Genomic DNA, 18,926 nt, shown 5'->3' with positions numbered 1-18,926 from the left:
GATATTTTAAAAATTTAAATTATAGTATATATGCAGAAAGATTTTCGTCTTTAACTATTTCTCCAAGTTTCATAGTCACATAATTTTTGTCTATAATAATTTTGTTTGTATCAACTTCTGGTGCCTGGAACATTATGTCTTCGAGTAATTTTTCAACAACCGTATACAATCTTCTTGCTCCAATATTTTCCATCTTTTCGTTCAAATAATATGCGATCTTTGAAATTTCATCTATTGCATCTTGTGTAAATTCTAATTCAATCCCTTCAGTGTAAAGTAAAGCCTTGTATTGTTTCAATAGCGCGTTTTCCGGTTCTGTTAATATCCTTACAAAGTCTTCTTGTCTAAGTGGTTCAAGTTCAACTCTTATTGGAAATCTTCCTTGAAGTTCAGGAATTAAATCTGTTGGTTTTGTCATGTGAAATGCTCCAGCACCTATAAAAAGTATATAGTCGGTTTTAACTGGTCCATACTTTGTCGATACTGTTGTACCTTCTACTATTGGTAGCAGATCTCTTTGAACACCTTGCCTTGAGACATCTGGTCCGTGCGCTTGACTTCCTCCAGCGATTTTATCAAGCTCATCAATAAAAATTATTCCACGTTCTTGAGCAAGAACTAAAGCTTTTTGAATAACTTCATCCATATCGATTATTTTTTCTGATTCAATTGGTGTTAGTACCCTTCTTGCTTCAGAAATTTTCATTCTTCTTTTCTTTTTTTGCTTGGGAAGTAGATTACCAAGAAATTGGGAAAAATCTATACCCATATCTTCCATGTCTGGCATTCCTATAAAGCCTATACCTGGCTGATTTATTTCCACATCTATTTCTATCTCTAAATCTTCAATTTCTCCTTTTGCAAGCTTTTCCCTTAGTTCTGCTCTTTTTCTACGTACATCTTGGTCATCTGATTGTTCCTGTGCTGGTTGAAAACCAAAAATATTTGCAAATGGCACACTTTGCTTTTTCACTGGAACTAACGCGTCTAAAATTCTTTCTTCAACAAGGTTCTTAACCTTCGGTTCAACTTCCTTTATCTTTTCTTGCTTAACCATATTAACGGCAATTTCCACAAGGTCTCTAATCATAGAGTCAACGTTTTTCCCAACGTAACCAACTTCTGTAAATTTTGTAGCTTCAACCTTCAAAAATGGTGAACCGGAAATTTGCGCAAGCCTTCTTGCAATTTCCGTTTTTCCAACTCCCGTTGGACCTATCAGAAGAATATTCTTGGGTACAACTTCCTTCCTCCATTCTTCAGAGAGTCTTTGCCTTCTTATTCTATTTCTAATAGCTATTGCAACAGCTTTTTTCGCTTTATCTTGACCAATAATATATTTATTGAGCTCTTCTACTATTTGTCTCGGAGTTAACTCGTCAAAATTTGTAAGCATTTTAACACCTCCGTGTTTAGATTATCAACTCTTCGGTTGCAATATCAAGTTCCTTTTCTGGTGTAACATATGTTAATGACCACTGTCCTTTTATTAATTTCTCATATGCATTTTCTACATCTTTTTCTGTAACCTGTTTAATTCTTTCAATTATTTTGTCAATTGTTTTGACCTCCAAATCGTTTACCAAGTATTGGATATAGAGTGAAGTGAGAGCTGATGTACTTTCGGTTAGAAGTTCTAAAGAGCCTAATAGCCTTTTTTTACCATATTCAAATAGCTTCTTCGTCAAATTAAAGTTTTTAAGCAGAGAAAAGAGCTCTTTAAATAACTTTTCTGAATTTTCAACAGATGTTGCAGCGTATATTGAAAATACCCCCCATTCTTTTGATTGGATGTTTGTTGTGGATATGTCGTAAACAAGCCCTTTCTTCTCACGGATGTACTCAAATAATAAAGAACTCATGCCACTACTAAGTAAAGTGTTTAAAACCATCGCGGGATAAGCATATTCTTCATCTGTTAAAGGGATTCCTTCATGAGAAAATAAAAAGTGCATCTGTTGTGTCTCATTAAATTTGTCACAAACAATTCCTGTTTTTAGTTTTGACTTATGTTTTGCTGTTTTAAAACCGTCTTCTAAACTCAGCTCTTCTACCATTTTTAAGTCTTGTGGTTCAATGTATCCAGCTAATATTAATTTTACATTATAAGGTGTGTACATTTCATTGTGAAAATTTATAATATCGTTTAACGTGATATTTTTTATTGTCTCTTCCGTGCCAATTATAGATTTAGAGTGTGGCCCTTCTATTAAATTTTCAAAAAATTTGTTGAAAAGCCTTTGTTCAGGAATTTCCTGATCGGAATAGTATTCTTGGAGTATAATTTTTCTTTCCAATTCAACGTTTTTCTCTATAAAATCTGGTTCAAAAACAAGCTCTTTAAGTATTTGGAAAGCTGTTTTAAAGAATGTAGAAGGCACTTTCGCATAGTAAACAGTTGATTCTTTGTCTGTCCATGCATTTAATATTCCGCCAACTTGCTCGATTGGAAGCTTTATTTTTTTTAGGCTTCTCTTTTTTGTTTTTCTGAACACTGTGTGCTCTATAAAGTGAGATATACCGAGTAAATTGTCCGGTTCATAGACCGGACCAGTTCCAATGATAAATGCAATTGTCACTGAGCGAACCCCTGGTATTTCGTAGTAAAATATGTTTTCTGCTAATCTTTTTATCATATTACTCTTCCAACCTCCTAAATTGCAACCTTCCCGCATCGTCGATGTTTATAACTTCAACTTTTATTTTATCTCCAACTTTAAACGATGTGGGTTTTACATTCCCAAGTTTGCTTGAATGAACTAAACCTATTTTTCCGGGCATGATTTCAACAAATATACCGTAGTTTTCAACTCTCGTAACTTTTCCTGTGTACAAATCGCCAATTGATATGTCTCTAAACATATTTTGAATATATTCAACGGCTTCCTGTACTTTTTCGGCATCAACACCACTAACAGTTACTTTACCAGTGGAATCATCTAACGAAATTTCAACATCGAACATTTTAATTATCGATTTTATAGTTTTTCCACCAGGTCCAATGAGTTCTCCAGATCTTGTTGGATCTATGAAGAACCAACTAATTCTTGGTGCATAAGGAGAAAGTTCTTTCCTGGGTTCAGAAATAGTTTCATAAAGTTTATCTAGTATAAACATTCTGGCTTCTTTAGCTTGGTACAATGCTTGTCTTAAAAGTTCTTCACTAACCCCAGAAACTTTACAGTCCATTTGGAATGCGGTAATACCATCTTTCGTACCTGCAACTTTGAAATCCATATCTCCCCAGTGGTCTTCAAGACCTATTATATCTGTTAATATAACTCCTTTGCCTTCTTCTAAGATTAGTCCCATCGCAACACCTGCAACATGTTTTTTAGTAGGTACACCAGCATCCATAAGCGCGAGCGAGGCTGAACAGACCGTTGCCATTGAGGAAGAACCGTTTGATTCAAGAATTTCTGAAACAACACGAATGACATATGGAAATTCGTCCTCTGGTGGAATTATCGCCTTAACCGCTCTTTCAGCAAGATGACCATGACCGATTTCCCTTCTACTTGGTCCTCTCAGCGGTTTGACTTCACCAGTTGAAAACGGCGGGAAATTATAGTGCAATATAAATCTCTTTGTACCTTCTTCAATTAAAGTATCGATTATTTGTTCTTCCGCAGGTGATCCCAATGTAACTATTCCTAAGCTTTGAGTTTCACCACGTGTGAAAAGCGAAGAACCATGAGTTCGTGGTAAAAGCCCGACTTCACAAGTAATTGGTCTTATATCTTTTGGACCTCTTCCGTCAGCCCTTAGCCCTCTTTCTATAATTATCTTTCGCATCAATTTTTTTGATATTTCATCGTATTTTTCCTTCAGAGGTATTGCGTATTCTTCTTGTTCTTCTTCAGGTATATTGTTATCTTCAAAGAATTTTTGAACAATACTTTCGTAATACTCATCAGCCATTTCCGCTCTTTCTTGTTTACCTCTAGCGAATATTCTCTTTTCAAGTTCCGTCATATCTATATATTCTACGAATTTTTCGACTAATTCAACATTGTACTTTGGTTCTGGGAGAGGCATTTTTTCAACATTAAATTCTTTAATTACCTCTTCCTGGAAAGCAACAATTTGTTTAATTGCTTCATGCGCTGTCATAAGTGCTTGAAGCATTTCTTCTTCAGTAACTTCCTTTGCTTCACCTTCGACCATCGTTATAGCATCTTTTGTACCAGCAACTACTATATCTATCTTACTTCTTTCCAATTGTTCTGCAGTTGGAAAAACGATAAATTGACCGTCAACGTATCCTATTTGAACACCGGCTACGATACCATCAAAAGGGACTCTTGAAATATTCAAAGCAAGCGAAGCGGCGGTAATTCCAAGCACATCAGTTGGACAATTGGGGTCAACGGAAAGGACAGTTACTATAACTTGAACTTCATTCCTTAAATTTTTTGGGAAAAGAGGTCTAATAGGCCTATCAATAAGTCTCGATGAAAGTATTCCACTTTCTGATGGTTTGCCTTCTCTTTTTACAAAGCCTCCAGGTATTTTTCCAGCAGCGTAAAATTTTTCCATAAACTCGACTGTTAAAGGAACAAAGTCTATTCCTTCAACAACATTATCTGAAACATTAACCGTTGCAAGAACAACACTATCACCAAACCTCGCCCATATTGAGCCTGCAGATTGTTTTGCTACTTTACCGTGCTGAAATAGCCATTCTCTCCCAAATAAATTTTTCCTCCACTCTTTCATACCTACACCTCCAAATTCTGTTTTACTTTAATATTAAGAGCTTTATCAAGATATTTTACCATATATTCCTAAATATTTGAATATGAATTTAAAAAGAAAGCAGCCAGCTTAATGCTGACTGCCAAAAATTAGTTTAAGTTTACCTAATTTTTTATAAAGAACTATTTTATCATTCCTTGGAAGCCCATAAATGCAAGTGAAAGTAAGGAAGCTATAATCATGGATATAGGAAGATTTTGGAAAGGTTTTGGAATGTCGTAAAGTTCCAAACGTTCCCTTATAGTTGCAAAGATTATCAATGCCAACAAAAATCCAAGTCCGGCTCCCAAAGCATTAAAAACCGCCTCGAGGAGGTTGTATTTCGAAAGGCTGTTAACGATTGCAATACCGAGAATGATACAGTTTGTTGTTATAAGTGGCAAGTATATTCCAAGTGCTTCGTAAAGTGTAGGATTATTTTTCTTTAAGAACGCTTCAACAAATTGAACAAACGTAGCTATAACAAGTATGAAAACAATTGTACGTAAAAATTCCAAATGCATTGATATTAAAACTAAATCTAAAGCCCAAGAAATCGCTGATGACATAACGAGAACGAATATAACCGCAATACCCATACCAAGAGCTGTTGAAACTCTTTTAGAAACACCTAAAAATGGACAAATTCCAAGAAACCTAACAAAGACATAGTTATTTATAAGCATTGCTGATAAAAGTATAAGGAATAATTTCATTTTGCCTCACCAACTTTCTGTGCTTGACCTGCTTGTTGTGCTGATTTTTTAGCTCTTTCTTCTTTTTTAATTGATATCGCTGCAAAAAGTGCCGCAAGCAACCCAAGTGTTAAGTAAGCACCTGGTGGGAGAATCATGACAAACATATTAAATGCTTTACCCCAAATTGTTATATCAAATATGGAACCATTACCAAGTAATTCTCTTATGCTTCCAAGAAGAGTTAAACTTAGTGTGAATCCAACACCCATTCCAAGTCCATCTAGCAGAGAATCTAAAACTCCATGTTTCGAGGCATAAGCTTCGGCTCTACCCATGATTATACAGTTGACAACTATGAGTGGAATAAAGAGACCAAGTGTTTTCCATAGATCGTAAGTAAATGCGTGCATGAGTAAATCAACAATCGTAACGAATGTTGCAATAACTGTTATAAATATAGGGATTCTTATTTTTTCTGGAACAGTTTTTCTTATTGAAGATATAACAACGTTTGACATAACAAGAACAGCTGTTGCGGCAAGTCCCATTCCAAATCCGTTTTTCGCACTTGTTGTTGTGGCAAGAGTAGGGCACATACCAAGTACCTGAACATATGTTGGATTATCTTTTATTATACCCTTTGTAAATTCAGAAATCTTAGAGGCCATTAATTGCCACCTCCTTGTGTGTATTTCTCTTTTAAGAATTTATACATAGCATTTATAGAATTTGCAACAGCTCGAGGTGTTATTGTTGCACCAGTCATCACATCGGAAACTTTTGCAACGCCTTCCGTTTTTGCAGTTTCAGGATCTATAGTTTGTTTACCTGCGTCTTTATCTACTTTCAAACCATTCTTCAAACCTTCTTCAGGAATAGGATAAAACCTTGCTTGTATATTTCCATCTGCTATTTTTGCGCCAAGCCCTGGTGTCTCTTGCGAATAATCAAGGACTTTTATTTTGTAAAGTGAAAGTTCCCCATTTTCATATTTAAAAGCTGCCATTGTTAAAACTTTTCCACCGTACCCTACAGCGTTTCCAGTTAAAACATAGTATTTTACATTGTTTGACTCAAATTCGTAAACTGGTGAAATAACTGTTCCTACACCGTCAGAGTAAAGTTCTTTACCACTTTCTTGACGTTTTTCAATAACTAATTTTTTTATAGTATCGCTATCAACAATTTGATTGTTATTTTCATCAGTAAGCAAAAATTCCATAGATTTTATAACATTCGCAAGTTCGGCTTCTGCAATTCTTTGTTCTGTTATTTGGTAAACTAATGCAAGAGCTATTCCTGCTATTAAAGTGTAAAACATGAGAGTTAAGCTAAGTTTTAAGGTTTCTTTTTTCATGATTTTCGCCTCCCAAAGATTTTGGGTTGGGTGTATCTATCAATCATAGGTACCAAAGCATTCATAAGAAGTATGGACAAAGATACGCCCTCAGGATATCCACCAAAGTATCTAATTATCATTGTAAGTAAACCGCATCCTAAACCAAATATCGCTTGACCTTTTAGCGTCATAGGACTTGTAACCATGTCTGTTGCCATGAACAAAGCACCAAGCATTAGACCACCAGCAAAGAGATGAAATACTGGAGAACCGAATTTTTCAGGGTTAATTGCATAGAAAATAGAAGCCATCACTAAAACAGTGAGAATATAAGTAGCAGGAATAACAACTTTAATCCTTCCCCTAAGTACAAGGTAAATAAAACCAATGAGTAGGAGTATGGCACTTGTTTCACCTATACAACCACCTATATTTCCAAATATAAGATCTATATAGGATGTTGATTCCATAACTTTACTGAAACCTTGTAATTTTAAAATAGCAAGTGGTGTTGCAGTCGTTTGAACATCTGCGGAATACCATCCAGTAAATGATGTTATAGGTTTATACCATGTAGTCATTGCTGTTGGGAAAGATATAAGTAAGAAAACTCTTGCAGCTAAAGCTGGGTTGAATATATTTTGCCCTAAGCCACCAAATGCATGCTTAACGATTGCTATAGCAAACACTACACCAATAAGTAAAACCCACCATGGTGTCGCGGCACTAACGTTCAAAGCAAGTAGTAATCCAGTGACAGCAGCACTCCCATTTGGAGCAAAAGATTTATCTTTCCTAAGAACACGCATTATAAAAAGTTCAATCAGTTCAGCACTTACCATACCAATTACAGATAGTACTAACGCGTACAATCCGAAAAAGTAAGTTGCACCAATAACAGCAGGTACTAGTGCTATCAAAACATCTATCATTATCTTCCTTGTTGAATCTTCATTTCTCACATGTGGTGCGCTTGTTGTAAGAAGCTTCATTTTTTACCACCTCTCAATGTGCGGTAAACTTTTTTAGCAAGTTTTATTGACTTAACATGCTCAACATTCGCTGGACAGATGTAAGTACAAGAACCACATTCAATACAATCAAGTAACCCGATAGCAGCAGCTTCATCGTATTTCTTCTTTCTTGATAGTAAGTCAAGTAAGTACGGTTGCAAATTCATTGGACAGACATGTACACAGTAAGAACACCTAATACAGTTTGTTGATTCTCTTTTTTGTTCTGTTATGATCGTTAAACCATTATTTCCTTTTAATATAGGAGTATCAAGTGACGAAACTGGAATTCCCATCATAGGTCCACCCATAAGTACTTTAACTTCCTGTAAACCTTCTACAAAACCGTTACCTAGTTTTTCTATAATCCATGAAATTGGCGTACCTATTCTAACCCACCAATTGCCTTTTTCTTTTACTCCCTCTCCAGTTAGCGTAAGCCCTCTTTCTATTAAAGGTTTTCCATCAACGACTGCTTCTTTTATAGCTAACATCGTACTAACATTTTGAACAACTACTCCAACATCTGAAGGAAGACCACCACTTGGTACTTCCCTTCCTGTTATAGCTTTTATGAGCTGTTTTTCAGCACCTTGAGGATACTTTGTTTTTAATGCCGCAACTTTGACATTTCCATTCCACTTTTTTTCCAATAATTCTATTGCATCTTTTTTGTTATTTTCTATACCAATGTAAACCTCTTTGACCCCTAAAATTTTCTTTGCTATTTCAATACCTATTAAAATTTCATCTGACATTTCCAGCATAACCCTGTGGTCAATTGTTAAGTATGGCTCACACTCGGCACCATTAATAATAAGTGTGTCAACAGGTTTTGGTGGATTAAGTTTAACGTGAGTTGGGAACATAGCTCCACCGAGTCCAACAATACCTGCTTTTTTGATATTATCTAGTAATTCCTCTTTCGTTGCAGATCGATAGTCTAATTTTGGCAGTAATTCCCAATCATCATCACTAGTTCGTTCAATTGTTACGGCATCAACAGCCATTCCATGTACGTTACTATTTACTTTTGCTATGCTTACCACTTTTCCGGTTACGGGAGAATGAACATATGCGGAAATAGCACCTTGAGGTTCACCAATGACTTGGCCTGTCTTAACCTCTTGACCAACTTCGACTATAGGCTTTGCAGGAGTGCCAGCATGTTGAGCCATAAAGACAACAACTTTTTCTGGAAGTGGTGCTTTTCGAATCTCTTCATGCTCTGTATATTTCTTTTCAGGTGGATGTACACCACCTTTAAAAGTTAGCAATTTCACCTACCACACCTCCCAAAATTAAGAAGATTTTGTTAACCAAAGGTATTGATAAATTTCAAAAACCATATTATCTTCTTAAATAGGGGACACCCCCCAATATACTCTCAATAAGGAGGTATCCCGATATGGTTAATGTCCAACTCAAATGCCCTCATTGTGGCTCTTCTAACTTCATCAAAAACGGTCATGATAAGTTCAAAAACCAAATCTTCTTTTGCAAAGATTGCAAGCGTTATTTTAAACTTTCTTTCACCAAAAAACACAAACTTTTTTCTTTCCCTTACCCTCGTTGTGTTCATTGTAACCATGTCATGGAAATTTACAAAATCCGCCGTTATTTCGTTCGTTTCAGATGCAGAAAGTGCAACTTCAAAACTTCTGTTCCACTTTCTCTTCCCCAGCCTGTGCCTTTCAACTTTCATCCTTTCAAATTCTTCCGTTTCCCTATCTATATCATTCTCAAAGCTTTCATCTTGTACTTCAAATACAACCTTTCTCTTCGTGCTATTAAAGCTTGCTTGAATATCAATGTCTCTCATGTCGCTATTTACAAATGGATTATCAAGTTATCTTCTGTTATTTCGCTTTTTGAGTTTGAGAATGTATTTAAAGTTCATGGTGATGAAGTCCAAATAGAGTTAATAACTGATGGACTAAAAGCGTACGAGATAGCAGTGAAACTAAATTTTGATAATGTTGAGCACAGAGAAGTAAGACTAGGTAAAAACAACGAATGTGAATCGAAATTTTCGTTATTTAAGATGTTTGTTAGGGCGAAAAGGAGCTTCAAGAAATTTAGCAACATACGGTACTATGTAAATGGTTTTTGTGTAGTAAGGAACCTATGCAAGTTATATGAGAACGAAAATGAGATGATTACAGCTTTAGCTTCCATCATCACTACTAGTTAACAGCATCATTAAGAAAATAGCTCATATTTAACTTTTGCTGGAAATAAAAATAGATAATAACTATCCATATTTTCACACGAATGCTAAATTATAACTACCATAATGATGTTAAATAAAGGTTAAAATTATTTTCTTTGACATAGAATATATAAATATAACTCAAAAAATGAATTTTTTAAGGAGTGATTGTACTACTAATATGTTAGCAATGTAATTAAAAAACTCAAAGTATGATTTTGTTGAATTATTTTTATCCAAAAGTATTTATACAGAATAATAGAGATATTTGTCTTCGTATCTAAAAACAATTATGTTTTTTAATTCACCTTTGCTTTTCCTTATTTTTTCTATATCGTACAAAACAAAGAGTTTTTTTGAATTAGCTATTCTTATATTTTTTGCTATTCCAAGAGGGATATCTTTGTAATATGCATAGAATTTCAATTTAGATATATCATATTTCTCTCTCAAAGCTTTAACAGCGTTGAGTATTTTTTCTTTCTCCACATATTCACAAGGTAAATAAAAACAAAAAGATAAATTTCCCAAGAAATTTGATTTGAAAGATATATATTTTTTCAACAAGAGTTTTGTATTTTTGATTTTAATTTGCAAGATAATATTTGTTTCTATACTAGATATGCTTAATTTTTTCTCCAACAAGTCTATGTTAACTTCTTTTTTTTGAAAGTTAATTTTCTCTATAACATCAGAAAACTTTACAACTATTCTTTCTATGCCTTTGCTTTCAAAAGTTTCCTTGTTTGGAAAGTAAAGAGTTTCGATACTTTTCTTAAAATCACTCACAGAAAAATTTTTTATCATTGCATCAACATTTTGGAAAAGCGAATCTATTTTCAAATTATTTTTTGAGAGAGCAATTTCTTTTATATCAGGCATAGTAAACGAAAATCCGCTAAAGGAAGGAACAATATTTATATCTAAAGAGATCTGCTTAGAATCTAAATTTAAATCAATAAATTTATATTTAATAATTCCAAGCTCCATCTTCAAAGTTTCAATTATTTCTCTGGCGATTCGCATACGTATTCAAGCGCCCTTTCAATTCTATCGAAAGGCTCTATTATATCTATCTTAGTCGCAGTATCTGCTATTTTTTGAATGATGTTTTCATCGATTTTTGAGTTTTCTTGAAACGTTATTCTAATACTTGAATTATTAACGTTAATTATAGCTTCGTTATTTTCCTTCTTCTCAGGAACAATTTGCGGGAGAATCGTTAGCATAACAATACTTTTGTCAAATATCAAATTAGGATCGTTGACAAGAATTAGTTCTGGCCTATTTTCTAATTTTTGTACAAGTCCTTTTGCAATTATCTCTACATGGAGGAAATACTCTAAGGAATTTCCGTATATGATTTCCTGTAATTTGGTGGGAGTTATAGGCTCAGAGTACTTAAATTCGACTGGGATACCAAGATCGTTTATGACTAAGATACCTCCAATGTGTTTATTCTCTATCTTCTCAACTAATAAATATCCAATCATACTCTCACATCCAAGATATGTGAGTTATCTTTTGTTACTTTGTGAAAACTTTCAGATTCTTTTTTATTTTGCCGCGGTTGATATTCACCTTGGCTTTTTCCTTCGGTGGAACTTTGAGTGCGTTTTTGCTCGGTACTTCCAACATTTTTTGGCGCGTTTAATTCCTGCTGAGTCCTTCTTTGGACATTTTGAGCACTATTGGCTATAGCTGATTGTGCCATGTATTGTTGCAAACTTGTGATATGAGAACTTTCATGTCCCGCTTTTAGAATTATTGTTTGATTCTGAACTCCACTGATTGGTTCAGCCATCCTCATCACCTCTAAGCATTTTGCGGAGCTTACTAAGTATGACACCAAGAATTTGGGATACACGAGATTCGGTAACTCCAAGAACTTCCGCAATTTCCTTTAAAGATAGTTCGTGTTCAAATCTCATACTTAATATTATCTTTTCTTTTTCATCTAATTTATTTATCGCCTCAACTAATTGTTCATGAAGTATGGACTTCCAAGCATTTTCTTTAACGTTTTCTTCGCTTTTTATATCGATACTTCCATATGAGTTTTCATCTGATTCAAAGAGATATTGGTCAAGATTCAGACTTTGCTTTAAAGCAAGTTCCCTGTAAATCTCCTCAACTTCTTCTACATCTATTCCAAGAATTTCTGACATTTCATCGTAAGTTGGTAATCTTTTATTTTGCTCATAAAAGTTCAAAAGTTCTCTATCAAATTTTTTGATATCCTGTCTTACATTCTTTGGCAAGTAATCAAGCTTTCTAAGGTAGTCAATCATAGCACCTTTCACTCTTGTGTAAGCAAATGTTTTAAAAGTTGCGCCATACCTTGGATCATACTTTTCAGCTGCTTGTAAAAGTGCTATAACACCTTCTTGAATAAGATCATCTATCTCAACGTTGTACGGTAAATTAATCTTTAAATCACGAGCAATTTTTGTTACCATTGGAATGTACTCTTGTATAACCATTTCCTTATTCAACATCAGATTTCAGAAACCTCCACAGCATCGCCTGTTTTAACTTTTCTAACCAAAAGTTTTCCTGTTTCTATATCATATTCGATACTTCTTGCTTTGTTACCACCAGTGTCTTCAGCAATGAGCTTTATCCCATTTCTTTGTAAAGATTTTTTTACTGCCTCAACGTTTCTTGCACCAATATCCATTGCAGATTGGAACATGGAAGCTCCACCCGCTATCTTTGCCTCTAATCTATTTCTCTGGGCTCCCATTTTCAGTAATTCCTCAACTATTATATCCACACCTGTATCGGCGAATTTACCTGGAGTATTTGTCGGTTTACCTCCACTATCTGGTAACATGACATGTACCATTGCTCCAACCTTTGCAATCGGGTCCCTAACGCAAACTCCTACACAAGATCCAAGTCCGAGTGTTACCAAGATGGAGGGATTCTTTTCTACTGCCCATTCTCCGATACCGATTATAACCTTTTTTTTCATTAATCTCACATCCCCAATGCCTTCAATAACTTTTCAAGTGATTCTACAGAAGGAACGAGTAACAAGTAACCTGTTAATTCTTTTTCAATTCCCTCTATTTTTACTAATGTTTCTATAAGCAGAATATTTTCTTCTCCTGCCAAAGCAAGTGGAAGAGATATTTCAGAAACGATAGCGCTTATCATATCAACAACAAGTTCAGGTGGTTCTGGATTTATAAATAAATTTGTAAACCCAGCTAATGCCGTAACATATGAACCGCACATTATGTTACCTATTTCTTTGAGCATGGAGCTTGTAAATTCATCAAGTTCAGTTACATCATTTATTTCCATTCCAGTAAGGACTTGAGCAATGATTTTCACAGTTTTCGGTTCGAAAATTAGAACTATTTCTCCAGTCATATCCTCCATAAGCTTCATTTTTATAGAGCAAACTATTTCTTCTGGATTATCAAACAAAAATGGTATTTTTGAAATTGGAACAATTTTTACCTGAGGTACCGATATATCAACCTTTTTATCTAACATCATTGAGAGAGCTGTTGCTGCATTTCCAGTACCAATATTTCCAACCTCTTTTATCGCATCAAGCTGGGTTTCGGTAAGTTTTTCTAACATATATCATTTCCTCCTCTCAATAGCGTCTATATATTCGTGAATTCTTATTTTCATCTGCCTTTAGCAGCACCTTGAACATTCTTTAATTTTAATTCTTGCTGGAATATAAATCTAACAAGGGCCTTTTCTAAATTCTGCGGAAGATCTAAAAATTGTACCCCGAAGACGTAACCATCTTCTACTTTTGAATCTTCTCTAACAATTTTTGATTTCTGTCTTTTCAGAATAAGCTCATCATTAAATTTCATGTCTATAAAAATTATGTCATTTACATTCAAATGTTTTTTAGTAACCATCAGTAATCCACCAGCACTCACATTTCTCGTTGTGAAAACAAAAGATTCCGCTTCGGGCTCTGTTGAGAGATAAAAACGTCCATCTAAGTAAAGAGGGATTCTGACGAATTTTCTCTTTTCAGTTTTTCTAACAACATCAGGAAAAGGAACAGGGAGTGCATATATATTATCTTTTTTAATTACACCTAATGAGACTGTCTGAAATTCATAAACCGAAGACCTCTCAAACACATTTACAGTTATCCTAACTCCTTTTGGAATAGGAACAAACCTTCCTTTGAAAGAAGGTATTGAAAGGAATAATATTTTTCTATCCATGTCTATATCTATTATATTACTTTTATATGTTCCTTCCAGCTCTTTTACAAGAGTAATTATTACGTTAGCAGGCAAACCTATTTTTAATACCTTTGTAGCTTCAACAAGTTCAATGTAAGGCATTACAACAGCTCCCCAATGTTAAAGTATCTTAGATATAATTCGTTCCACTTTAGTGAAGGTTCAGGTATCCAAATACCATACCTATAATTTTCCTCTTCTTCGACAAACCACATTACTTTGCCATTCTCAGAGTGGTCGCTTATAATAATTTCAATAGTCTCATTTAGATTTGGTTTGTAATCGGATAGTATTTGGCATCCATTTTCAGATATATCTATTATTACGCCTTTAAAATTATTGTATATTGAACACTTTTCAAAGGATGCATACCTTGGTTTAGTCCTTCTTTGCAAAATTCCAGCTTTTTCTAGTGCAATATACACATACGTATTTTCCTCAACATTTAACAATTTTCCAACAAACGTGATTACATATCCCTCAACCGGAATATCCACACGCAAAACTTCTGGTATATTCGTGAATTTTATAAACGAAACGTAAAATTGTCGACCATTCAACTTTTTTAATCTTAAAGCCACTTCCTCATCTTTGGTGAACCCTTTTAACACAGCACCAGATAGATTATTGTTCACGTACTCTTCAATAGTCATATCAAGCACCTCTGAACAATTTGATAAATTTATCAAATAAATTTTCGCGCTGTCTAGTATTTTGTGAAAGTTTTAATATATTCGACGCTATTCTTATCACAGAAAAAGTTGGTTGAATATTTCTGTACTTTTTTACAAATAGTTCTCTATCGTATACACTCTTCAAAACAAGCGGATGATCTTTTACAATAGTTACCGAAGATATTTTACTGTTGATAAATTTTTCTGTAACTTCTATAAATCTTTCTAAAAGTTTTGTTGCATCTTTCACATCCTGAACCATGTTTGCTACAACATGTATATTTTCACCTGTAACTCCTTTTACAGTTAAAAGCTTTATGATTGTATAAGTATTAACAACTGATGTAGGTTCGATAGTTGTTAAAACTACAAAATCTTGGACAAGTGATAAAAATGGCATGTAAAATTCTGAAAAACCCGGTGGCATGTCCATGATGACAATATCATAGCTATCTAGTAATTTAAGAAAATTTATAGCAAAGTCTCTTAATACTATCTCATTTGCTGTTATTATATCCCCAACATCCCCACCTAATGACACAAAATCTATTCCATATTTTGTTGGAGTAACTAAATCATCAATTGAACATTTATGATTTACAAAATCTTTCAATGTGTACTTCGGATGACTACCTAAAAGTATGTCAGCGTTTGTAAATCCAACATCAGCATCAAGAAGAAGAGTTTTTTTACCATATTCTAAAAAAACTGCGGAAAGGTTCGTGGCTAAAATTGTCTTTCCTACACCACCTTTTCCGCTTATGACAGCTACAATTTGACCACTTTTCAAACTGCTAGCTTGATTTTGCATATTTCAACACCTCTCGGGAAAGCAAGACAGCAAGCTCTCTGTTATTAGCTTCCAATATGTCATCAGGTACCCTCTGTCCATTCGTAATAAAAGCAATAGGCGCTTTCAAAAAATTCGGAACATTTACAAAGTGACCTAATGCCGATGTTTCGTCCATTTTTGAAAGGATAACATGCGTTGGGGAAATCATCGAAAATTTTGTAAGCACTTCTTTAACATCCTCACTTCTATACTGCATTCCAATTACTAAAAACGTGAAATCGGGGCTTACAATCTCAGACATTGCCTTTATTTCTGACATATGTAGGTCATTTTTTTGACTCCTACCAGCAGTATCAATTAAAATAACATCATAATCAGAAAGAGCTTCAACTTCAAGTTTTGCCTCTTTAGGTGTATATGCCACTCTTATGGGAACATCTAAAAGCATTGCATAAGTCTTGAGTTGATCAACAGCTGCTATCCTGTAAGTATCTAATGTTATAACCGCTACTCTTTTCTTTTCAGAAAGCTTCAATTTTGCAGCAAGCTTGGCAAGCGTTGTTGTTTTACCAACACCTGTTGGACCAGCGAATAACACTCTTCCTTTTAAGTCAGGAACAGACGTGTTTATGAAAGGTAAAAACATTTCAGATAATATCAATCTTGTATTTTCATTAGAAAAGTCTAATTCTTGATATTTCATCTTTGAGTACTCGATAAGCTTATCTGAGATTTCATCATCGATATCTTGTTTTTTAAGTGCTTTCCTGAAACTTTCAACCCATTGAGGTTCGTTTGTTCTCTGCGATGAAATCATTGATTTTAACTCTACCATCATTTTCTTAATTTCACTTATTTCTTCAACATTTTGAGGGTTATTTGTCTTACTCTTTGATAGTATTTCCTGGAGCTTGTAAATTTGACCTTTTTCCTCAGATTGTTGTTCTTTTTTATCTGAGGTTGCTGCAGTAACTTCTATATAGGTTTTTGCACCTATTCCTAAAAAACCACCTTTTTTAATTTTCCTTGTACTGAGTATCACAGCATCTTTTCCAAGTTCAACTCTGATTTTTTCAAACGCCTCTTTAATATCAGTAACCACGTATTTTTTTACAATCATAACCTCACCACACCTTCAATTGAAAGGTTAATATCTTCCGGAATTTCTTCGAAAGAAATGATTGTTACTCCAGGAATAAACCGAACAACCATTCTAGAAATGTAAGGTCTAATTGTACCAGATACAACAAGTATTGGAATATACCCCTTTCTCATAAGTGCCTCCAACTCTATTGATATCTTTTCAATTAACTCTCTCATAATCTGAGGGTTTATGCTTATGTATTTTCCTTCTTCACTCTCCGAAATTGATTCTGTTAGAGTTTGTTCTAACTCACTGTCTAAAGCTATCGCGTGAATTTGTTTATCCATAGCAAGAAGCTTTGAAGCAATTTGCCTTTTTAAACCCCTTCTAACATACTCAACCAATGTTTCAACATCTCTTGCTTTGTCAGCATTATCAAGTATTAATTCAAATATGTAAGGTAAATTTCTTATGGAAACCCCTTCTCTAAGCAATTCTTGAAGCACTCTTTTCACAGCTGACGGTTTTATAACATTGAAAACATCATCAACAAGTTTATCGAACTTGTTTCTTAATCCATCAACAAGTAATTGGAATTCTCTATTCCCAAGGAGTTCAGGAGCGTATTTTCTAAGTATTTCTGTTACGTGTGTTGCAAAAACCGTTGGAGCGTCAACTACTGTAAAGCCTTTTTGTATTGCCTCATCTTTTTTACTCTCGTCTATCCAAAAAGCTTGCAAACCAAATGCAGGTTCTTTAACCTCTATACCAGCAATCCTTTCGGTAACAAAACCCGGGTTTATTGCAAGAAGACGATTTGGCACCAATTCGTATCTTGAAACTTCCGCTCCTCTTATAAAGATTGCATATTCATTAGGCTTTAAAATAACGCTATCTCTGACTCTTATAGGTGAAAGAACAAGTCCAAGTTCCTGAGCTAATTGTCTTCGTATCATTGTAAGCCTTTCTAACATATCGCCGCCTTGAGATAAATCAGCAAGTGGTAATAATCCGTATCCAATATTTATTTCAACAGTATCTGACTGTATCACTTCGGATACTTCTTCTGGTGTTGAAAGAATAGGTCCCGCTGGTACCGAAGGAGCAGGCCCCTGAACCATACCAGGAGCAGTACCAGCGCCAACTATCTGTGGCTGCTCTAACTCTTTTCCTCTGATTAATAAACCAACGGCTAAAAAAAGACCTCCGATTAGTAAACTTGTTAATGTTGGGAGCGGAGTTACTACTCCAAGGAACATTATAACGCTTCCAGTAAGTATTATAACCTTCTTTTCACCTGCTAATTCTTTAATTAGTTCCATTCCAAGGTTGTCTTCTGCTGCACTTCTGGAAACAATTATTCCAGTTGCTGTAGAGACCATAAGAGCTGGCAACTGACTTACAAGCCCATCACCTACGGTGTAAAGTAAAAACTTTTGAGCAGCATCTCCTATTCCCATTTTGTGCATAAGTATACCTATTATTATACCACCAAGGCTGTTGACAATTGTTATTATTATACTTGCTATAGCATCTCCACGAACAAATTTTGAAGCACCATCCATTGCACCGTAAAAGTCTGCTTCCCTTCTTATTTGTTCTCTTCTTCTTCGTGCCTCTTCTTCTGTAATAAGTCCTGCATTCAAATCTGCGTCAACACTCATCTGTTTACCAGGCATTGCATCTAATGTAAAACGTGCTGCAACTTCCGCAATACGTTCTGAACCTCTTGTTATGACTATAAATTGGATAATTACAAGAATCAAGAATACTACTATACCTACAACATAATTACCACCGACAACAAAGTTTCCAAATGTGAGAATTACTTTTCCACCGAATTTTGGTCCCTGAAGAAGTATTGCCCTTGTCGATGCGACGTTCAATGCTAGTCTAAAAATTGTTATTATTAAAAGTAACGTTGGAAAAGAGGCAAGTTCAAGTGTATTTTTAATGTACATTGTAGAAAAAAGCAACACAAGAGATATTGAAATATTGAGAAGCTGAAAGAAATCAAGTAAAAAATTTGGAATTGGAATAATCATTAAAAATATAATTGAAACTATCAACAATGCAACAGCTATATCTGCCTTCATCAAATCACCTCTTAAAAAACCTAAAAAATTTTTGAACGATTTTTATGT

Annotated in this window: 20 protein-coding genes; 1 reads left to right on the top strand and 19 read right to left on the bottom strand. The window is 34.6% G+C overall.

Going from position 1 to position 18,926, the window contains the following annotated elements; genetic code table 11:
- Nucleotides 1-19 precede the first annotated feature (19 nt).
- The 8 genes from hslU to rsxC all read right to left on the bottom strand — a co-directional run bounded on the left by hslU (nucleotide 20) and on the right by rsxC (nucleotide 9,070).
- Nucleotides 20-1,396, bottom strand: coding sequence for an ATP-dependent protease ATPase subunit HslU (gene hslU, locus FNOD_RS02040; RefSeq protein WP_011993579.1), 1,377 nt, complete (start codon nucleotides 1,394-1,396; stop codon nucleotides 20-22).
- A gap of 16 nt (nucleotides 1,397-1,412) precedes the next feature.
- Nucleotides 1,413-2,636 (bottom strand): M16 family metallopeptidase, encoded by a 1,224-nt coding sequence (locus tag FNOD_RS02035; protein WP_011993578.1) that lies wholly within the window; start codon nucleotides 2,634-2,636, stop codon nucleotides 1,413-1,415.
- 1 nt (nucleotide 2,637) lies between these two features.
- Nucleotides 2,638-4,719, bottom strand: coding sequence for a polyribonucleotide nucleotidyltransferase (locus tag FNOD_RS02030; protein ID WP_011993577.1), 2,082 nt, complete (start codon nucleotides 4,717-4,719; stop codon nucleotides 2,638-2,640).
- A gap of 161 nt (nucleotides 4,720-4,880) precedes the next feature.
- Entirely contained in the window at nucleotides 4,881-5,453 is a 573-nt protein-coding gene (locus FNOD_RS02025) for an electron transport complex protein RnfA (RefSeq protein ID WP_011993576.1), read from the bottom strand.
- Nucleotides 5,450-6,103 (bottom strand): electron transport complex subunit RsxE, encoded by a 654-nt coding sequence (gene rsxE / locus FNOD_RS02020; RefSeq protein ID WP_011993575.1) that lies wholly within the window; start codon nucleotides 6,101-6,103, stop codon nucleotides 5,450-5,452. The genes FNOD_RS02025 and rsxE overlap by 4 nt, the downstream gene beginning before the upstream one ends.
- The gene (locus FNOD_RS02015) at nucleotides 6,103-6,792 is read right to left on the bottom strand and encodes an RnfABCDGE type electron transport complex subunit G (RefSeq protein WP_011993574.1); all 690 of its coding nucleotides are present in this window, start codon (nucleotides 6,790-6,792) and stop codon (nucleotides 6,103-6,105) included. Before FNOD_RS02015 ends, rsxE begins: the two co-directional genes overlap by 1 nt.
- Entirely contained in the window at nucleotides 6,789-7,766 is a 978-nt protein-coding gene (locus FNOD_RS02010; RefSeq protein WP_011993573.1) for an RnfABCDGE type electron transport complex subunit D, read from the bottom strand. Before FNOD_RS02010 ends, FNOD_RS02015 begins: the two co-directional genes overlap by 4 nt.
- Nucleotides 7,763-9,070, bottom strand: coding sequence for an electron transport complex subunit RsxC (rsxC, locus tag FNOD_RS02005; RefSeq protein ID WP_011993572.1), 1,308 nt, complete (start codon nucleotides 9,068-9,070; stop codon nucleotides 7,763-7,765). Before rsxC ends, FNOD_RS02010 begins: the two co-directional genes overlap by 4 nt.
- Nucleotides 9,071-9,195: 125 nt before the next feature.
- Here rsxC and FNOD_RS09965 point away from each other — a divergent pair, with 125 nt between their 5' ends.
- Nucleotides 9,196-9,981, top strand: a complete 786-nt coding sequence (locus tag FNOD_RS09965) for a DDE-type integrase/transposase/recombinase (protein ID WP_011993571.1) — start codon at nucleotides 9,196-9,198, stop codon at nucleotides 9,979-9,981.
- A 264-nt stretch (nucleotides 9,982-10,245) separates the two neighbouring features.
- On the opposite strand, the gene FNOD_RS01995 is transcribed toward FNOD_RS09965, so the two are convergent.
- From FNOD_RS01995 to flhA, 11 genes are read right to left on the bottom strand one after another with little or no spacing between them, the layout of a single operon-like run.
- Nucleotides 10,246-11,025, bottom strand: a complete 780-nt coding sequence (locus tag FNOD_RS01995) for a hypothetical protein (protein WP_011993570.1) — start codon at nucleotides 11,023-11,025, stop codon at nucleotides 10,246-10,248.
- A complete protein-coding gene (locus tag FNOD_RS01990) occupies nucleotides 11,004-11,492 on the bottom strand; it encodes a hypothetical protein (RefSeq protein WP_011993569.1) in 489 nt (162 codons plus the stop codon). Before FNOD_RS01990 ends, FNOD_RS01995 begins: the two co-directional genes overlap by 22 nt.
- The gene (locus FNOD_RS01985; protein WP_041256798.1) at nucleotides 11,489-11,803 is read right to left on the bottom strand and encodes a hypothetical protein; all 315 of its coding nucleotides are present in this window, start codon (nucleotides 11,801-11,803) and stop codon (nucleotides 11,489-11,491) included. The genes FNOD_RS01990 and FNOD_RS01985 overlap by 4 nt, the downstream gene beginning before the upstream one ends.
- Nucleotides 11,796-12,497, bottom strand: a complete 702-nt coding sequence (locus FNOD_RS01980) for a sigma-70 family RNA polymerase sigma factor (RefSeq protein WP_011993568.1) — start codon at nucleotides 12,495-12,497, stop codon at nucleotides 11,796-11,798. Before FNOD_RS01980 ends, FNOD_RS01985 begins: the two co-directional genes overlap by 8 nt.
- On the bottom strand, nucleotides 12,497-12,976 hold the full coding sequence (gene cheD, locus FNOD_RS01975) for a chemoreceptor glutamine deamidase/glutamate methylesterase CheD (protein ID WP_011993567.1): 480 nt from the start codon (nucleotides 12,974-12,976) through the stop codon (nucleotides 12,497-12,499). The genes FNOD_RS01980 and cheD overlap by 1 nt, the downstream gene beginning before the upstream one ends.
- Nucleotides 12,977-12,981: 5 nt before the next feature.
- Entirely contained in the window at nucleotides 12,982-13,596 is a 615-nt protein-coding gene (cheC, locus tag FNOD_RS01970; protein WP_011993566.1) for a CheY-P phosphatase CheC, read from the bottom strand.
- A gap of 50 nt (nucleotides 13,597-13,646) precedes the next feature.
- Entirely contained in the window at nucleotides 13,647-14,333 is a 687-nt protein-coding gene (locus tag FNOD_RS01965) for a flagellar brake protein (RefSeq protein ID WP_011993565.1), read from the bottom strand.
- Nucleotides 14,333-14,884, bottom strand: a complete 552-nt coding sequence (locus FNOD_RS01960; RefSeq protein ID WP_011993564.1) for a PilZ domain-containing protein — start codon at nucleotides 14,882-14,884, stop codon at nucleotides 14,333-14,335. The genes FNOD_RS01965 and FNOD_RS01960 overlap by 1 nt, the downstream gene beginning before the upstream one ends.
- 1 nt (nucleotide 14,885) lies before the next feature.
- Complete coding sequence (locus tag FNOD_RS01955; protein ID WP_011993563.1) at nucleotides 14,886-15,716, bottom strand: P-loop NTPase; 831 nt, start codon at nucleotides 15,714-15,716, stop codon at nucleotides 14,886-14,888.
- Nucleotides 15,700-16,818 carry a flagellar biosynthesis GTPase FlhF gene (gene flhF, locus FNOD_RS01950; RefSeq protein ID WP_011993562.1) on the bottom strand — a complete coding sequence of 373 codons (1,119 nt, stop codon included), beginning with the start codon at nucleotides 16,816-16,818 and terminating at the stop codon, nucleotides 15,700-15,702. The genes FNOD_RS01955 and flhF overlap by 17 nt, the downstream gene beginning before the upstream one ends.
- Nucleotides 16,815-18,878 carry a flagellar biosynthesis protein FlhA gene (gene flhA, locus FNOD_RS01945; protein WP_011993561.1) on the bottom strand — a complete coding sequence of 688 codons (2,064 nt, stop codon included), beginning with the start codon at nucleotides 18,876-18,878 and terminating at the stop codon, nucleotides 16,815-16,817. The genes flhF and flhA overlap by 4 nt, the downstream gene beginning before the upstream one ends.
- Between the last annotated feature and the right edge of the window lie 48 nt (nucleotides 18,879-18,926).

Origin of the sequence: Fervidobacterium nodosum Rt17-B1 (genome assembly GCF_000017545.1) — a bacterium.
In the GTDB taxonomy this organism is placed as follows: domain Bacteria; phylum Thermotogota; class Thermotogae; order Thermotogales; family Fervidobacteriaceae; genus Fervidobacterium; species Fervidobacterium nodosum.
Note: the sequence above shows the minus strand (reverse complement) of the source record. Positions and strands in the feature narration are given on the sequence as shown.

Coding starts and splice junctions, on each gene's coding strand:
- rsxE (WP_011993575.1), bottom strand. CDS start 6,103: ATGGCCTCTAAGATTTCTGAATTTACAAAGGGTATAATAAAAGATAAT.
- FNOD_RS01985 (WP_041256798.1), bottom strand. CDS start 11,803: ATGGCTGAACCAATCAGTGGAGTTCAGAATCAAACAATAATTCTAAAA.
- FNOD_RS02010 (WP_011993573.1), bottom strand. CDS start 7,766: ATGAAGCTTCTTACAACAAGCGCACCACATGTGAGAAATGAAGATTCA.
- FNOD_RS01990 (WP_011993569.1), bottom strand. CDS start 11,492: ATGATTGGATATTTATTAGTTGAGAAGATAGAGAATAAACACATTGGA.
- FNOD_RS02025 (WP_011993576.1), bottom strand. CDS start 5,453: ATGAAATTATTCCTTATACTTTTATCAGCAATGCTTATAAATAACTAT.
- hslU (WP_011993579.1), bottom strand. CDS start 1,396: ATGCTTACAAATTTTGACGAGTTAACTCCGAGACAAATAGTAGAAGAG.
- FNOD_RS01995 (WP_011993570.1), bottom strand. CDS start 11,025: ATGCGAATCGCCAGAGAAATAATTGAAACTTTGAAGATGGAGCTTGGA.
- cheC (WP_011993566.1), bottom strand. CDS start 13,596: ATGTTAGAAAAACTTACCGAAACCCAGCTTGATGCGATAAAAGAGGTT.
- FNOD_RS02030 (WP_011993577.1), bottom strand. CDS start 4,719: ATGAAAGAGTGGAGGAAAAATTTATTTGGGAGAGAATGGCTATTTCAG.
- flhA (WP_011993561.1), bottom strand. CDS start 18,878: ATGAAGGCAGATATAGCTGTTGCATTGTTGATAGTTTCAATTATATTT.
- FNOD_RS02035 (WP_011993578.1), bottom strand. CDS start 2,636: ATGATAAAAAGATTAGCAGAAAACATATTTTACTACGAAATACCAGGG.
- FNOD_RS09965 (WP_011993571.1), top strand. CDS start 9,196: ATGGTTAATGTCCAACTCAAATGCCCTCATTGTGGCTCTTCTAACTTC.
- flhF (WP_011993562.1), bottom strand. CDS start 16,818: ATGATTGTAAAAAAATACGTGGTTACTGATATTAAAGAGGCGTTTGAA.
- FNOD_RS02015 (WP_011993574.1), bottom strand. CDS start 6,792: ATGAAAAAAGAAACCTTAAAACTTAGCTTAACTCTCATGTTTTACACT.
- FNOD_RS01955 (WP_011993563.1), bottom strand. CDS start 15,716: ATGCAAAATCAAGCTAGCAGTTTGAAAAGTGGTCAAATTGTAGCTGTC.
- FNOD_RS01960 (WP_011993564.1), bottom strand. CDS start 14,884: ATGACTATTGAAGAGTACGTGAACAATAATCTATCTGGTGCTGTGTTA.
- FNOD_RS01980 (WP_011993568.1), bottom strand. CDS start 12,497: ATGTTGAATAAGGAAATGGTTATACAAGAGTACATTCCAATGGTAACA.
- FNOD_RS01965 (WP_011993565.1), bottom strand. CDS start 14,333: ATGCCTTACATTGAACTTGTTGAAGCTACAAAGGTATTAAAAATAGGT.
- cheD (WP_011993567.1), bottom strand. CDS start 12,976: ATGAAAAAAAAGGTTATAATCGGTATCGGAGAATGGGCAGTAGAAAAG.